The sequence below is a fragment of the Rubripirellula amarantea genome (assembly GCF_007859865.1).
In the GTDB taxonomy this organism is placed as follows: domain Bacteria; phylum Planctomycetota; class Planctomycetia; order Pirellulales; family Pirellulaceae; genus Rubripirellula; species Rubripirellula amarantea.
The window spans coordinates 34751-53044 of sequence record NZ_SJPI01000003.1; the positions used below are offsets into that span (position 1 = coordinate 34751).

The 18294-nt window shown below is 53.8% G+C and carries 1 protein-coding gene; it reads right to left on the minus strand.

The window, feature by feature from the left end; translation table 11 throughout:
* Positions 1 to 91: 91 nt before the first annotated feature.
* On the minus strand, positions 92 to 17968 hold the full coding sequence (locus Pla22_RS20245; RefSeq protein WP_165440770.1) for a tandem-95 repeat protein: 17877 nt from the start codon (positions 17966 to 17968) through the stop codon (positions 92 to 94).
* Between the last annotated feature and the right edge of the window lie 326 nt (positions 17969 to 18294).

An 18294-nucleotide genomic window follows, 5' to 3' on the forward strand; every position in this document is an offset into this window, starting at 1 on the left:
AGGATTCACGGGAAGGAATAAATGGGAGGAGGATAATTCGGGGGCAAGACGATCGAGCATACCCGATCGTCTTGGCTGAGTTGTCAAAAGATTAGTCGTCACCGAGCATAGCTGCGGAAACGTCCAAGTCATCGAAAAGGCTTGTGAGTGCCTCATCTACACCTTCGGTGCTTGATGGTGCTGGCTCGTCCGCCTCGAACGATTCGACAGCGATTTCGTTTGTCGCTGATGAAATCTCAAATCCATTTGCCATCAAACTGTCGCGAACATTGTCGACGCTAAGCGAAACTGACTCCTCAGTTTGCTCAACTTGCCGGCTTGGCAATCCAACCACACCAGCGGATGCGTAGCTAGAAGTGACCGAGGTCGCAGCAAGCGTTGCAAGTGGCGAGTCCGTGATGCTTGAGGCGACAAATTCACCTTCGGCACTCGGATTCAAAACTCGGTTATTGATCTCCGCCAATCGGTTGACCACTCGAAGAGCGTCAAGCGAAGTGACGCGTCCGTTACCGTCAACGTCATAGAAGTCTGGTGGCGGTGCACCGATTTCAGAGGTCGGAACGAAGTTAGTTCCACCATTGACCAAGCGTCGATTGAGGAAGTTGATGATCCGCAACGCGTCAATCGCCGAAATCTTTCCATCGGCATTGACGTCTTGGGTCATGTCCGCAATCGGGTTCTGGTAACGCGATTGATTCAACGTGAACGTGACCGTCGCGGTATTGCTAGGGGTCCCGGTCGCGTCAAGCAATCGGTAGGTGAAGGTGAACGATTCGCCCACCGTACCCGTGTCGTTCTGATACGTGAACGTTCCGTCTTCGTTGATCTCAACCAATCCAGGGACCGCGCCGCCAGCCACGGTGGAAAGGTCGACTCGAATCGCATCGTTGTCAGCGTCTGAGTCATTCCTCAACAATCCGCTTGCCGGGTTGATGATCTGAAGGCTCGAACCGACTGGCACAAAGTACGAGTCGTTTCTTGCGATCGGTGCGTCCGGCGTTGGCGTGATCACCAATTGGAACGAATCACTAACCTGCGATGATCCATCCGATGCCGCAATGCTGATCTGAGCCGTTCCCGACTGATTTGGCTTGAGCACAATTCTCAATTGGTTGCCATCAAAGGTGATGGAATCGACCAATGGATGAGCAGCAATGGCCGCCGCAGAAGGATTAACAACCCCATCGAGTTCCAGCACCGAGTACGTCAACGGTTCGTTGTCGCGATCTCGGAACACACCACCAAGGTCGGCAGTCACCAAACCAGCAGCCTCACCGAGAGCCTCGGATCCGGTTAACGGGTTGAGCGTACTGATCAGCTCTGGTGGATCCGGAGTGTTGGTGACGGTAACCGGAATGACCACGGTAGCCGAAGCACCACTTGGATCGGTTGCCACCACGGTCAACGAAGCTTGCCCAAACGCAAACGGAGGATATGTCAATCGAAGCGAGCTATCGTTCAACGACACCTGGGCTACCGAAGGATTGTCCGATACCACGCTGTAGGTCAGCGCATCGCCCTCGGGATCACTGAACCAAGTGCTTAGATTGAAATCATCACGTTCGGCTTGGTTCTTACTTTCATCACGAGTAATCGAGTTGACGTTGGCGTTACCGTTGATGCCGATAAAGCGAGGGTTGTTGTTCACACCGCTCAGGTTTACCGAAACGGTGGCCGATCCCACTTCGCCAAGACTATCCGAGATCTGGTATTCGAACGTATCAATGCCGCTGAACAGGCCAGGAGGCTGATAGCGAAGCTGACCATTCTGAATCGTTACCGTTCCACCTTGATTGGTTGTGATCGGGAACTGATTCGTTACCAACGAGATCGTTTGGTTGTTTGGCGGCTGTGTTTCGTCCAAAGGTCCCGCAGTGTCGTTGTCTAGAATACCAGGTGCCGCCGCTGTTCCGTTGATAGGAATCAGCAACACAACGTCTTCTTGGCCTTGGAAGCTATCGTCCCGAGGACGTGGAGCGTCGTTAACCGGGTTGATCGAAATCGTAACCGTTCCCAACTTCGCAGCTTCTTCGCCCAACACACCTTCGGCTGGAATATCAGCGACGACATAGTTGAACGTGTCTGGAACAGCTCCGTTGTAATCGGCCGGTGGAATGTACTCGATGCGTGTGCCGCCATCGAGAATATTCACGATCCCACCCAAACTCGATTGGTTCGTACCGCGAGAGCTAGTGACCGAACGAATCACAAGCGGCTGGGTGCCTTCGTTGACGGGACCGGCGGCATACTTGTCGCCAATCAATCCGTCCGCAGGCTGACCGTCGATGATGATCGCACCGTCTTCGATGTCGAAGTACTGAATCTCGTCTTCGTTGATCGTTCGAGTGACAATGACGTCGTTCACCAACGCAATTGGCGGATCGTTCACTGGGGTCACGTTGATAGTGACCGAAACGGGTCGTGAGCTGACCAATTCAGACGATGGATCAAGCGGTTTCTTGTCGGTGACGCGAGCAGCAAAGGTGACCGTCCCATTGAAGTCAGCCTCTGGCAAGAACGTGAAGCGTCCATCGCTGGATAGATCCAACACACCAGCCGGATTACCAGCCGCCGTCAGAATCGTTCGCTCGCCAGTATCCTCAGCGAATATTTCGACGTTGTCGCCGTCCGAATCAACAATTCCAGCTAGCAAGCCATTGTCATTGGGCGAAGTCGTCGCATTACCCGTGTCGTCCAATGCTTGAAGTTGACGATCTTCTTGAGTCGTGAACGTGCGATTGGCTTGAGCATTGGTCAACGTCGGCGGAAGTCCTGGCAACAACCGGATTTGGTAGTCTTCCACTTCTCCGCTAAGTGCCAAGCCAGTCGGGCTCAAGTTCCCTTCGCGAGAGACACGGAACCGTGCGTAAGTATTGACTGGTTGCGTCGGTGCAGCTGTCGTCGGTGGTACCACGATGCAGAAGCTTCGAGTGGAAACACTGCCCGTGTCCGAGAAGATGTTCGATGGTGCATCAGCCAAGTTGACTGGGCACAACTCACTACGACGATCCGCAAGCGCGGGGTCCGATGAAACAGGAATGATCTGCTCACCTGGATCGTCGAAGTCACCATCCGCATTGAAGTCGATCCATGCTTCCAAGACTCCGGCACCGGTTACGCCAACCTCGATTGGCATCGCCACACCTGCGTTAAGAATCCCATCGGGATTCGTAGTGCTTGTGAATATGACACCATCTTCGTCGTCGCTATCTACACGAACCGTTGAACTGGTGGAACTCACTCTCGCGGGGTCCAGTGGACTTTCCGCGATGGCTGCGACGATTGCCGCTGCAATCGACGCTGACGATGTTGGATCAGCAGGACTAATCGCAAAATTGTCTTCGTCAAAGCGACCGTTAATGTCAAATTCCAGCGTCGCTTCCGAAACGCCCGTATTGATCGTGATCAAATCACCGTCACGAAGACGCGGGTCAACGGTACCCGAGTTAATGATGATCTCAGCCGCACTTCCATCAAGACGTGTGGTGAACAACGTACCCACGCTCGAGATCGTGATACTCAAGTCATCGCCGTCGGCGCCTGGGGTGGATACACCGTCACCGTTGACGTCGATGTACTGACCCAATTTCAAATCATTGGTGACCACGTGGCGAGCACCGTCGGATGCAAGTCGCGTTGGGTAGCGACCGTTGACACCGGCGACCGGGTCCGGCAAGTCCCCGAAGTCGAGTCCAACGGTTGGAAGCAACAAAGTAAACGCTGTCGTATTGTCACTTCGGTTGGCCCGAAGTGGATTGCCCGCCAAGTCGGCAATCGCCGGAAGGCTGTAGCTTTCCACTGGTCCGCTAAACGAAGTCGCACCGGTGACGAAGAACGATGACCCACCGCGATCGGTCGCCGTGATTCGTTCACTCGCAGGTCGATCGGATTGGTCAAGACTTGCGATCGCATTGATCAAAGCTTCCTTGATTTCGGTCGCACTGAACGATGGTGAGATTCGAATTGGTGTCGCTCCACCAGGCACCCCTTGAATGAACAAGTTACCGTTACCAGCGACGGTAACGATCGTTCCCGGACGGTCATTCAATTCCACTTGACCGGTAAAGGCACCGGTATCATCAACCGACGCCACGGCGTTGACTGACAACCCATTCTTGTTGTTATTGATCGCAGCAGCCAAAGCGACTGCGATGTCCGCCACCGTACTTCCGGCCGTGAAGTTCACGGGAATGTTACCCGGTGTGACACTTCCGCCACCATTGGCAGCTTGGAATTCATAGTTAACCGAGATCGTGCCTTGTGCGATCGTTAACACTTCACCGTCAGTCACGATACCGCGACGCAGAGAAGCGTTCGGCAACCCTGGTGCGACTACACCGCCGAACGTGCCACCGGCCAAACTGACGCGTTGGTCAGTGATTCGGCCAAGCGATAAGCGGCCCGGTCCTGCGTCGACCGCAACAATACCAATCGTTGCTGCATTGATGGCATCACGAAGGGCGTCGCGGACAACATCCGAATTGGTGAACGCTGGATAGTTCACAGGGATCGCACCGGGAACGTTTGTCGCGATGGGCTGTGAATCATTTCGGAACTCGAACACTACGTCTTGGCCGAGCTGATCTTGCAGAACGAGCACCGAACCGGTTGCGATTCCTGTTTCTCCCACCAACGGCAAGGTCAACAACAACGGTCCAAACACCTCGATGGTGGTTGATCCTGTCACCGATGGTTCGCCAAGAACTTCGATCGACGTTCCGGCTGTTCCTAGAACAAGTCCTTCCTCGCCCCCGATCGACAATCCGCCGCCTGGGATTGGTCGAATCTCGCTTAGCACAAGTCCGCCGACCGGTGGCAGCCCTTGCAGTGCATTAGCGATACGACCGGCAAGTTCAGTAGCGGTAGTAGCACGAGTCAAATCAACGGCAACGTTCGGCTCAAGTGGCTCATCAGGCTCGATGTCACCATTCGCATTTCGTTCATCCGTACGATTGAGTTCAAGAACGTACTCGGGTCCACCGTCGTTTGGTGTCACACGAAGCGTATCACCATCGTTCGGTGTGCGACTGAGTCCAACGACCTGCAGTTGCCCTTGATTGACGACTGCGGTTCCATCCTCAGGAAGGTTCAGGAACACCGACGTTGGCGACGAAGCAAACAACATAGGCGTTAGGCCTAAAGGAGCCTGAGCCACAGTATCGCGAATCGTGATTGCTGCTTGGGCAGGCGTGTCACCGACCGTCAACGGGATCTCGACGTTGCTTCCGTTCGATAGCGTTCCCGCGTAATTGAATTCGAAGGTCGTGGTCACTTCACCATTGCTGATGGTGAACGTGTCGCCGTCAGCAATTCCGCCAACGGTACCGATGTCGACGGCCGGCAAATTCAAAGCAAGCGTACGCGACAATTGCTGCAACCCACCAGACGATGTCACCGCTGTTGCGCCCGGCTCGGTGCCGACCACAACCGTGTTGTCGATCACGCGTACGTCGGCATCTAGATTTCCAGCCTCGACCTGCGATTGAATCGCCGCGGCTACGTTCGCTGCAATCTGAGCGAGGTACGTTTCCAATGCGTCCGCATCAGCAGGAGTCGGTTGCGTGGTTAGCAAGACGGGAATGGTGCCTGGCAACGTTGTGCCATCATTATTGAGTTCAAACACGATCGGCGGGTTAACACCATCGTAGATCGTGAAGAGGTCCCCGTCGCGAACTCCACCGGAATTAGTCCCCACTTGAGGAACAACCAGCGTGATCGGCTCAGGCACGAACAGCGAGTAACCGGCTTCGAATTCGAAGACAAACGTGCCGCCGTTCAGGTCGGTGATTTCGACTCGATCGCCATCGCTAACTTGGCTTGACTCTGGCACCAAGACAACCGAACGATCTTGGTTGTTCAACTCGATGTGGTAGGCACTTTCGTTGCTCCAGATACCAGCCAGCGGACGCAGGGTGATAACGTTACGAGTTTCGTCGTAACTGAAGGTGTAGTTAATTCCTTCTTCAAGCAGGCGACCGTCTTCGAATAGCAACACGTTTGCGCCACGCTTTCGAAGCCCATCAATCGCTGGCACGGAAACCGTAGTATCGTCGATACCGCTGCCGATAAATGGATCCGATGCATCGCCTAGATCCTGCAACTGAATACGGAATTCAGCGAATGTGCCATCATCAAACGCCAAGAAGCTAACCGCTGGGTCGCGGTCGATACCTGAGGCATCGTTGTCCTTCGGCGAATCAAACGTCGCTACTGGGCCGAGGAAGTCAGCCAATTCAACCGCACCACGATCCACGAACGGATTCGGTCCCAGACCGCCGGGCGGTGCAACGTTAGGTTCGTCAGCGCGAAGTACTCCATCGACGTCGCGAGCCGGTGCCGTAACATTGCTTGAACGGATCCCGACTGATTGCAATGCCGAATTGAGCGAATCGCGGCTAATCAATTCACTGATACCAGCATCGATGATAATCGACCCAATATCAGGGCGGAAATCATTGCCAGCAGGGTTACGTAGCAACACGTCATCGTTGTTAATCAGGTAATTAAAGTCACTTGCTTCGCTGACGATGTTGGTCGAGCCAGTGACATCGTCGGTCGACGTGCTAATGTCAACCACGTCGAACGGATTTTCAATTTCAATGTTGAACGAAACGTCATAGCGGATAAGCGTGTTACGCGGCTCGTCATATTGATACGCGTTGCCTACCAGGATCACTTCCGAAGGTTTGATATTCGCATCGAATGTGTTGACGACTCGTTTACCAAATCCGTAGTAACTGGTTTCTTCGGCAACGATACTTTGGTGAGCGTTAACGACGACATTGTTCATGATCGTCGGGCTGGCACCCGTCGTGGCTAAGATTCCATTCTCGATCAACAATTGGTCAGCATCACGAGCAAATCCAAGCTCTGGAATCGGCGGGGTGTTCTGAATCAGTGGATAGAGAGGATCTTGCTCGTTAGGTGTTAGCTTTAAGCCGGCATTGATCGCTTCCTGACTCAAGTGAATCTCAGCGATGTTCTCCCACAAGACATAGAGCTCCGTGGTGCCATCACCATCGGTGAGTGTTCCTTGCGGAATAACGTTACCTTCACGATCCGGCAGATCCTCGTGTCGATCGTGACCGAATCCATTGCCAAAGTCTGTTAGAAATCCGCTGGTATAGTGAGGCATACCGCCGCGATCTTGCAAATTGATGATCCCGGAGTTGTCACCAGAAATTCCTCCAAGTGCAGTTGCCGTAGCGCGTTTGATAGGCCCTGATCTTCCAAACGGTCCGTTGCCATCCTCATGATTGGGGATCGTCGGAATATCGATATCGTCAATGGGATCTTGCAAACCACGAACCGCTTCTTGGATTGCCCGCATGATGCTTGGCACACGATAGCCATTAGTACCGTCAACAAGCAGCGGAACGTTGACGTTACCATTTGGCAAAATCAACGTGTTAGCGGCCAAATCAGTGAATTCAAAGGTGATCTGGTTGCCAACGGTTTGTACGGCGTTCGCCGGTTGAGCAGGAACACCATTGGGGAAATCCGGAATCTGGGTCACTGTGAACGTGGTCCCGATCAGGGCTGCCGCCTTGGTTCCACCGTCGGTGATCGGTCCCGCTGCAGCACCATTAAGTTCGAACCCATTGTCCAAACTCATTACGAACGAACGCGGCGCGTAGGTCTGAATTCCAATCGTGTACTCACCGTCGCCGGCAGTGTCACTTCCGCCTGTGCGTCCCGCGATTTCGATCGGGTTGAAGTCCAGATTGCCGCTTTGCGAAACCGCAACGTAATAAGTCCCCGTTTCTAGTGCTGTGTAGTCAAGGAATGGGTCCGCATCGTTTGCGTCAACGAAATCGCTAACGTTTCCGCCTGCTTGGCCACCCGCATTCGTAGTGACACTAAACGGCGTCGACAATGGTTCAAGGTGATCCGGTGCTGTCCCGTCTTCAACAAACGTGGTTGGATTTCCGTCATCATCAATACCAATGAAGATGCGTTCTCCGTCGGCATTGAACAACTGCAAGACCGAATCGACATTACTGTTAGGGGTGTCGATGTCGACGATCAACCTGTCACCAACCACCAACTCGACTTTGAAGAAGTCTACGTCGCTATTTGCAACGCCGTTTGACACGGCCGCCAAATCTGCGGTGTCGACGTATGGCCCGGTATGTGAACGCCCGATCTTGGTGTCGATCGCTCCGGCGAGCAAATCATCGCCTTCACGGTTGGCAGCTTCGGCAAACTGAGCCTCAACACCATCCGAACCATAAATCGTGTTATTGACGATCTGCGTAACCGGTTGAACGGCATCTGAGATTGGAGCTAACGAGAAATTCAAGCCGCCATATCCACCCGGCGTTGAAACCGTCGCTGGGCGGAGAAAGCGACCACTATCGTAGATCGCCGATGCTCCGTAAACGTAAACCGCTGCATTGGGGAAAGTCGCAGCATTGGCTTGCGCGAACGCGGTCCCGGCACCGCCTCGATCAACGAGATAACCTTCAACTTCCAAAGCTCGATTGCGTTGGAAAGGATCCGGACCAATCGCGGTGTCTACCAATTCGACCAACCCATTGGTGACAAGGATACTACCTTGGATTGCCGTGTGGATTGCCGTCATCAGCTCAATGCTGCTGTACGGTTGATTACGGGGGTCATCGCCCGTAGGAACATCGGTCGAGTTGTAATAGGCAGCCGGGGACATTCCATCGGGGTGACGATAGAAAATAGGAACGTGCCCATCGTGATAGCCGTTCCCAGCCGCGCCGGCACTACCACCCGAAGGCAAGTCAACGTCAGCGACATCCTCGAACTCGAACACCACACGTGTGCCACCAGCATCAATAGCAAAGGTGTATCCGTCTGGAATTGGAAGGCCATCAATCCCTTCAAAAATGGACGAGATCACAATCGGTCGCGGATCGCCGTCAACCTTCACGCCAGTAAAACCAGCTTGATCCACCACGTTGTTACGGATCACGATTCCAGGCGCCAAACCTCCGAGCACAAAATCATTGTCCTCTGGCAAGTTACGGACCGCGCCCTGAGCGGGATTACCAACTTCAGGAAGGTTCAAATATGGATTGTATCCACCGAAGAAGCTGCCGAAGTAATCGTCTCGGTAGTCGGGCAGGTACGGCTCTGCGACTGAACCAAAGAATGGCTCCTGTGGCACAATCAAATTCTCACCGACGATTCGAAGATCTTCCGTATCGGTATCGCGATCACCGGCCTCATTCCAAATACCGATTGCGCGAGCGTCGCTGACTCGGTTCTGCTCAATGATTACCTGGCCCTGTGTTCGCAAGTAATTTTCATCACCCGTGCCGCGGAACACGACTGCTGACAATGTGACCTGACCACCGCTCGTCGCGAGCGGAACACCGGTTCCCGGATCGTCGCTGAACTGATTGAGCACTGCAAAGCTACCGCCAGTCGCGCCGAACAAGTTAATGCGGTTGTCACTCGACCCGGTCAAGGAGTTTCCGCTGCTCGGTGCCGCCTCGACATCCAAGAGTCCCGCCAAGCCGATCGCGGCTCGAATGCGGTTGCCGACCTGAGCGGACGTGTCCGTTGCAGAAATACGAACCGGAATTGCGTCGAACTGTGTTCCACCAACTCCATCAACTACAAATTGAAACTTCTGAGTTACTGTTTGATCGCTAACTTCGAAAATCAAACCATCGGTAAGCCCAGCAGCAGCGTCAGCCACTTGCTGGCCTGATGGAGCCAATATTGTGATTGCTTCGTCATGACGAGCATTCGTATCGAACGAGCGCAATAGCGATTTGGTACCACCTACGTTAGTCGCATATTCTGTTCCGCGACGAACTTCCAATTGGTACTTCCCACCGGTGCCAGTACCAGCACCTGTGAAACTGTGATCGCCAGGGTCGGCATTAAATACTTCTTCGCCACGTTCGGCGAAACCGATGATAAAGTCGTCCAAGAACAAGCCTTGCCCCGTTCCACCAGCGCGGGTGTACTGGAACGAGACTTCGATGAACTCTTCGCCTGCAAAACCACCTAGATCAACAACAGCTTGTCGCCACTGACCGTCACCAACAAACTCACTGCTGCTAACCACTTGATTGACTTCAGTAGCGCGAGTTGCATCGGAGTAACTCGTAATCGTGTAAGTGACCGCGTCTCCGGCTCCAGGGGAGTACTGATAGTTGAAGTAAAAGTTTGGCAGGTCGGCAGCAGAGTAGTTTGAAAGATCAAACAGGTTACTGGCCAAGTTGCCATCGGCTGTTGCTGTAGCGGGGTTGTAATACAACGAATCGTTAACGAGACCCGTCAGCGAAGTATCACCATCAGTGATCGATACGTGCAACTCGTAATCGCCGAACGAATATCCATCGTCATCCGCGACGTCGTTTGGCGTGATGACTACCTCACCAGTGGTGTCATCAAGTGCAAGCGTCGAACCAGCAGGGTAGACCACCACTGCATACTGCCCGGGATTGAACAATTGATCAAAGAACGGGTCGGGGGAATCTGGGCTCAGTGCACCGAATGTCGGATCGCTCGCACTCGCCGAATTGCTACCGAACGCGCCGTCCTGGGGAGCTGAATCAGTGATGGTAGTGATCACATTGGTCGTCAGGTTGATAAGCCCAAACGACAAATCAACACTTGGCAGTATGTTGCCCTGAAACACCGTATCGACGTCGGTATCGTATGGCCCGATCGATGGATCAAATCCATCGTCGATATCGAAGACTACACGAGTATTTGGCGCAGTAATATCGAAGGTGTAAACGTCCGCTGTATCCAACAGCGAGCTCAGCGATCCTTGGATAGAAACGTGCGGAATCACGTTCGAGCTGTTCTGGCGAACGGCGGTTTGTCCAAACTGAGTGACAGCCTGGGTACCAATATTGACGTCGTAACTCAACGAGAAAGGAAGCGACCGCACATCCAGTGCACCAGCAAGCGTGCTAGGAATATCCCCACCCGGAAGGCCAAATTCTGGAATCAATGCCCCTGGTTCGGCAAACAGCCGCGGATCACCATGACCTCGTTCATTTGCCTGCAGTCCGGAGACAGAAAATTGACTTGCTGCAATGGCCGCATTTGGGAACAACTCAGGGATCTGAACATCAGTCAAAGGAACACTGTTATCAACTCGGTCCTCAACAATGCGTGCGAGAGAATCGATCGGCTCTACTCGCAGCAAAATCTCTTCAGTCAACTCAGTGGGAAGAACGCCCTCACTTGTTACGGCGATGTAGTAGGTGCCTTCTCGTACAGCGACAGGACCGATCAAAGGATCATTCGTCGTCATTGAACCTCGCGACAACTGTTCAATCAGGCCGTTACTAGCACCAGGACTAGGCTGATCTTCGGCCACGTTTGACGCGCTACCGATGTAAACCAAGTGAGCGGGCTGTGGATTACCTTCGCCATCTGGATCATAGAAAATGCTCAAACGGGTGTCAGGTCGATTGGCGTATCCATCGGCATAGTCGATATCAAAGATTGCCGAAGGGAATTGCGTCAACCCAAAATCGTTCGGATTGATATCGACCTGATAGAAGTCAATATCGTTGGCGTCATTGAACGCGCCCCCGAAGAAATCGTTCTGCAAAGAACCACCAACGCTAATCACGTTGTTCTTGTTATACGCTAGGTTGCCAAGATTTTGTGGACGGGCAAAAGGTTGCTCTGAATCAGTGAAATAACCCTGTGGTTCAATCTGATCGTTACTTGCGTAGAAGGCCCCGTTTTGAGTCAACGTATCCGAGATGACCTCAGCCGTTTCGAATGACAATGGGTCATCGGGAATGGTGGGTGCCACTACCGATTCGTTTTCTTGAGCTTCACCCAACAGCGGCGATGAGCCGGGCAATCCTCGAACATGGACTCCGTTATTTGCGTAGCGAATGTCCGAATAGCGAACCACACTACCGGGCGACTCTTGCTCCTGTTGCAATCGGACTTGAACTTTGTACGCACCAAACGTCAAACCGCCAGTGGAATCGTTAGGATCAGTCGATGCACTGCGAATACGGAAACCGTAAGTCGAAGCGGGTGCACCTGCGGTCACGACACCGGGCAAACGCAAGTGAATCCCAGCGTCTAACGGATTTGTCGAACCTACATCTGTAGCCGTCGCAAACACACCTGTAGCAAGGGGTGTTACGATCCCAGCGACGGAACTATCGAAGATCGCAATTTCCGAGATGCCAGCCACTTCGGCAGCGGAGTTATCACTTCGGGCCAGCAAATTGCCGTTAGCATCCAAGACTTCAATAACGGTATCGAGCGAGAATGAGGTTCCATCGACGTCAATCCAAACCTCAGTTCCCGGCGTTCCCTTGAATGTGTAAGTATCAACATCGGTGGGACTCGACAGAAAACCTTCAACTTCGAAGCCAAGACGGCGGACGTCGTCACTGGAGAACTGATTTGGGGCCAACTCGCCGAGCACTTCCGCCTTTCCAAATTCAGCATTCGCGCCGGGGGCAATTGCCGTTGGCAATTCTTGTTCAAGCACAACGTCGACATTTCGGTCGTTGCTGTACTGGTCGATCAAAACACTTCGCCAATCATTGGGCGTTGGTCGCGATCCAAAAGAGTCACCGTTGGTATCCGTGAACTGTTCGCCATTGATGCTTCGACCGGCACCGACGGTATCGTCGGCGATACTAGTCAATACAACGGGTGCACCGGGACGACCAATGATCTGAACGCTACCGCCGATGCGATTAGGGTCGCTACTAACTGAACCGGTCGCCGTGATACCCGTACCGTCAGTCGGGCTGTTCGCGTTACCTGATCCAGTCAATTTCACGACCAAACTTTCATCGCCACGACTGATCAAACGCAAGCCGCCACCAGTGGACTGGTTACCCACAACTAACGACTCGCTAACAACGTGAACGATGTCGGTATCGTCAAAGACAAGCGACTGAGTCAGCACGCCACCACCGACAATCTCGATGGCACTGACCTGACGATCATCAGGATCATCAGCCGGAACCACATCGTACGCATTGCGCCGAATCAAAGGCCCGCGATTATCGTTGAGTCCGATGATCTGATCGCTGCTGCCGGTCTGACGACCAAAGTCAGTATTGGAATCTGCGGTCAACGACCCGTTGTTGATGTTGATCAACGAACCACGGTTGTCGACGAACTCATTGCCCACGACGATCGGCTGGCTATCGCGAACAAAGATGATCGAAGGCGCGTTGACTTCCAATCCACCTAAAGTCGGATCAGCGGAGCCACCTTGACCGGAATCGTTAAACTCGAATCGCGAATTTGTGACACGCGCGGTTGCGTTGTGCAATTCGAGCGGAGCTATTCCAACTGTTGAACTGCCTTCAAGCAAGCTCAATCCACCACCAAATGCGATCGTGGTGTAGTCCAGCGATACATTTGCACCCGGCGCCGCATAAATACCCGCCCAGTCACCGCGATCTGGTACGGCAGCCCCGGCCGCGGTGCCGTTGTCGAAGTTAGTATCGAACGTACCACCGGCACCAAATCGGTCATCCAGTGAGCTAGTCAAAATAATTGGATTGCGTTGAACACCCTCAGCCAAAAGCTGAGCATCCGGACCGATCTCAATACGTGAGCCTCGCAACTTGACGACCAAGTTCGGGTCCATCACAAGCGAGCCGTCCAAACGACCACGCACACCGGAGCGAGTCAAATCCAATACGCCGGAAAGTTGCTCGCCGTCATCCAAGTACGTCGTTGTGGAGCCATCAAGCTCAGCGACCAAGACATATTGACGACTACCCGCTGGTACGAGGTTACCCGAAGCATCACGTATTTCGGCACGGTATAGCCGGCGTGATAGGTAGTCACTGTTGGAATCAACAACTGGCAAGCCAAACAATTCAAGCGACGAATTGTTGTCCATGATCTCGAACTGGAATGTTTCGGCATTGCTGGTGGCCAACGACTCAAAGCCATTGGAATCCACAAAAGTCATTCGATATTCGTAGTTCGGATTGCCGGCCGACGTGGAAGCATCCAGGGCTCCGCCACCGATTTGTCGAGCTGACACATTCTCGAGCGATGGACGCACACCATCGGCAATGGGGCCACCGGGCGTGCCTTCAACAATAAGATTGCTGGCCAGGTAGTGAACGACATCGGTATCGTCAAAACGTCCCGCCACGGTCAGGGTGCGTGGATTACCTTCAGCATCAGAGCCACTACGGATGAACATGCCGTTGATGCTGTTGTCGAGCAACAAGTTGCGATAGATATTCGGCCCGACGCGATCGTAATCGGCTGTAAACTCACCGGCACGCTGGAAGACGGGCGATTGATAACTTTCTTCTTTGAAACTATCCGGAGTCGCCGATAGTGCAGCGTCTTGCGAGAAGTAAATTTCGCTGTACGAGATCGTTGGCCGCAGTCCATCGATCGTGATCGGGTTGATCTGCACTTGGTTCGAATCAATCACGATATTGCTGCTTCCGCCGTAGCGAATTTCCGCGTGATTAACCAACTGCAAAAAGATCCCTTGGTCTTCAAGGTCCGACAAACCTTGGGCACTATCGAGGTCGCGGCGGAACACGATACCGCCCCAATCTCCGGGCGCCGCCTGCGCACCGTTCCCGGCTGCCGGTGTATCGGCGTTCCGATCGCGAAGACTCGTGAAGATGACGCTTCCATCTTCGTAACCAAGTCCCGTGGTGTCTTCGTCACCCAAGAGCGTCGTGTCAACCACATCGCCTTGTGCCGACAACTGTACCAAGCGAGGCGTACCGAGAACCTGCAAGGCTCCGCCGCTTCGACTAGTTTGAACCGTGCTACTGCCAACACCGATCCGAGCGTTACGGAGCTTGAACACAGCACCGGCGTCGATCATCGTCGTCACGCCTTCTGGCACTTCCATTTGGCGGCCGTCCTCGAGCGTGGATCCGCCGACATTTGAAACACCAATCTGGTAGCTGAAGTTGTCGTCTTCAGTCGTAATATCAAAGTCGGCTCCGCCGTTGCCCACGATGCGGACAATGTCACCAGGAAGGGCCGCGCTAAAGGCATTGGCGACAGCAGAATTGCTGATGTTATTGAAAGGCAACTCTAACGATCCGTCTGCATTAGGCGACGCTGTCTTATCGACAAAGATCGTGCGTCCCAGTGCAGCACCGGCTCGGAAGTTGTTCGAGAACACCAATCGCTGTTCACCCGAGAACATCAGCGACGTACCGTCCACCGAAGCGGAAACGCCGGTCTGGGTGCGTTGAGACTGAATCGCATTTCGCAGCGATTGAGCCAATGATCCCGCCGGAGTTGCGATGCCGGAGGTACCGGGGTTGTAGGCAACAGCAATGTTCCCAGGAATAGCCGTGCCACCAGTCGGAACGAATTCATAAGTCCGCGATATGCCGCTGGCGCTGATGATTTGAAGCGTTTGACCAGGAGTGACCGCTTGCCCCGATTGAGTGAACTCCATGACTCGGTCGAGCGCACGGGTCTGGAACCAGAAATCATGAACCCCGCCAGCGGATCCATCGCCATCGCCGTCAATGATCGTGCCCGGAACGCCGGTTCGCGGGTCATCCAAATCGCGAATCGCGTTTGCTTCGTCGACTCGAGGCTCGAACTTCAAATGCAGTTCGTATTCACCAGTCGATTCGCCGCCAAATCCAGTTCCGCTGATGGACGGGTCATACGTATTGTTGCCTGACGCCGTGATACCAACGTAGTAAACGCCATTTGCCAAGTTGGCGATCAGACGGGAATCTTCGCTGAAGTAATCATCGTTGCGAGCGAGTTGGCTGACGCCACCACCGGACAAAGTCACCGAACGTTGCGACAGTTCGGTTTCCAAGATGCTGTCGGAAGCCTGTCCTGCTGAGATGCTAGCTCGGAAAATAGTTGACGCGATTGGACTGCTGTTGATCGCTGATACAAGATCACCTGCCGTGACCGATGCGCTAGCGCTCGCACGTGGCAGATCAACCTGAATCACGTTGGGAACGATGTTGCCCTGAGTATCAAATACTTGACGGATCCGAATTTCGTTGTCACCGCTACTGCGATTGGTCAACACAAAGTCGATTCGTGCGTTGTTGCCCGCTTGGCCTGGTGCGATCGCGTCAAAGCGAACCGCAAGAGGAACTCCTCGACCGAAGTTAGAAGTCCCTGATGCCGAGACCTCTTGGAACAACGTCAACGTCGTGTCGAGCAAACTGGCGTCATCGAGTCGTTCGGCAAACGTTTCCGCCGTCAGCGTGCCCACACGGTCACGGTCGTCAAGCGAAACTTCGAAACGATACAAGTCAACGTCGGTGCGAACCGGCAGCGCGGAAATCGTTTCGCTAAACACCAGACTTTGAATGCCGCCGGATTCACGGAATGCACCTACGTCAAGCGCGGTACTTAGCGAATCGCCTACCGCAAAGAGCGTCAACGGAGCAGCACCGACGACGTTGTCGCGCACGACCAAGTCACCGCCCATTCCTGGACCGACATATTCCCAACGCACTCGAATGACTGCACGGACCGCTGGAGTCGCAGTGACAATATCCTGCAAGTCGTTAACCGTCGGCGAATCACCACCGAAGTTAAAGACCACATTGTTCGAAGCGTCCAACGAGACCGAAAGTCCCGCGGCGCCGGTGTCGACAAAACTGACCGTACGACCCGAAGCGGATTCACCCACGCCTCGGTCGATGAAGAACACCTTCAACCCTTCGTAGCCGAAATCAGTCGTCGCTACTGGATTGACCGCCACGTCCGTTGGTGGAAGGATCAAGTCGACTCGTTCGTCGACCGCCGTGCCGATCCGCAATCGGAACGTACCGCCCGCAGCCGAAACGCCAGCAAATCCGTCGGCATCAGTGCCAAGTTCATTCAAATCATCGGCGAAGAACAATCGCGCCGTGAACGTGGCTGGGTCGTACACAACCTTATCGGGAAAGTACAACGCATCGTCGGTCGTTCGAACCGTATCTTGCGTGAGCAACAATTGATAGAAGCGTGGATTTTCAGCCGAACGCAAGCTCGGGGTACCAGTGATCTCAAACCGAACATTTGGATCGGTAGGTGCCACGAAGACTGCACTTGCACTGCCACCGGTCACGGTCGCTTCGAAATCATCAATGTTACTGATTGCCGACGCGATTCCGGCGAACGACGTGCCGACCGGATAGGTAACCGTCAACGTTCGCGCATCTTCGTCGAACGCTGCGGTAGCGTTGCCAGCGGTTCCTGCCGCCGTAAAGATCACTTGAACATCGTCAAACGAGCGGCCAACGAAGTCAGCAGCGATCGTAATTTGCTGACCACCAATACTGATCACACCACCGGCAGCCTCGTCCTCGACAAACAGCGGATCCTCGTTGAAGTAAACGACGATCTCATTGCGATTTTGAGTTAGCGACCCGTCTTCGTTTCGAATAACAGGCTGGGGCACAACCGATTCAATCTGCGCTCCCAAACGCAGTTCGAACTTCGTTGTTTCGATTCGTTTGCCATCGACGCTTGGCTGGAAGAATTCGCCATCAAGATTGCGAAGTCCCGTCACACCCAAACCGTCATCATCAAAACCGAAGACTTCAGCCTTGTACAAATCGTTTTGCAGCGGTTCCGCAAAACGGACCACAACTTCGTTCGTGACATTATCACCAAGGGAGACCAACCCCGGTTCGATCCGGATGTCGTCTGCGGTATCGAGCAACCCATCGTCGCCGGCGCGCGTGATCCGAATCCCACCAAGAGTTGCTTCATCAATTTGCTGGTCTTGGTCAAACCGGAACGTCAACGCGCGAGGAGCTACGTCACGAACCGAGTTATTGACAATCAGGTCACCTTCGTTGGGCTGGATCCCGATCAACTGGGGCCCCGCAAGAAGTTGACGCGACTCCAGCGTCTCTAGCAAATGACGGCGTTTGTTCACGCTTCGTTGAGCACGTCGCTCTCGCTCGGTTCGGCGCGTCTGTGGGGGAATGCTCTGTTTTGAAACCAGGGCGTCCTGTGAGACGGCGTCGTTTGATACCGAGGTATTATTTCGCTTACGCGAGGTCATAGACCGAACCTTAGTTGGGATGCTGGGGAAAACGCTGACCGGTAAACCAGGAAGTCAACCGACGTGAATTTTTCCATGCGAAGGGTTGTGTAAGTGATCTTCAATCCGACCGCTGATTAGTCGAACGAAGGGGATAAGGACGATGGGTGAGGAGTCGCGTTCCAAAAGCCGAGCGCGCAGCCCGGGCCGGTGAAACACAGTCGCCGAGTATAGTTAGGGGCCAAATTCCCGCAAACGATTGACACTAGGGTTCCTTCACAGAGTGGTTCGTTGGCGACCAGCACTGCCGATCGTACCGGCAATACCGGCGACTTCCTCGCACCTCA

What these genes read in the sequence shown, in the direction of transcription:
- Pla22_RS20245 (WP_165440770.1), bottom strand. Translation starts at nt 17,968, where the DNA reads ATGACCTCGCGTAAGCGAAATAATACCTCGGTATCAAACGACGCCGTC.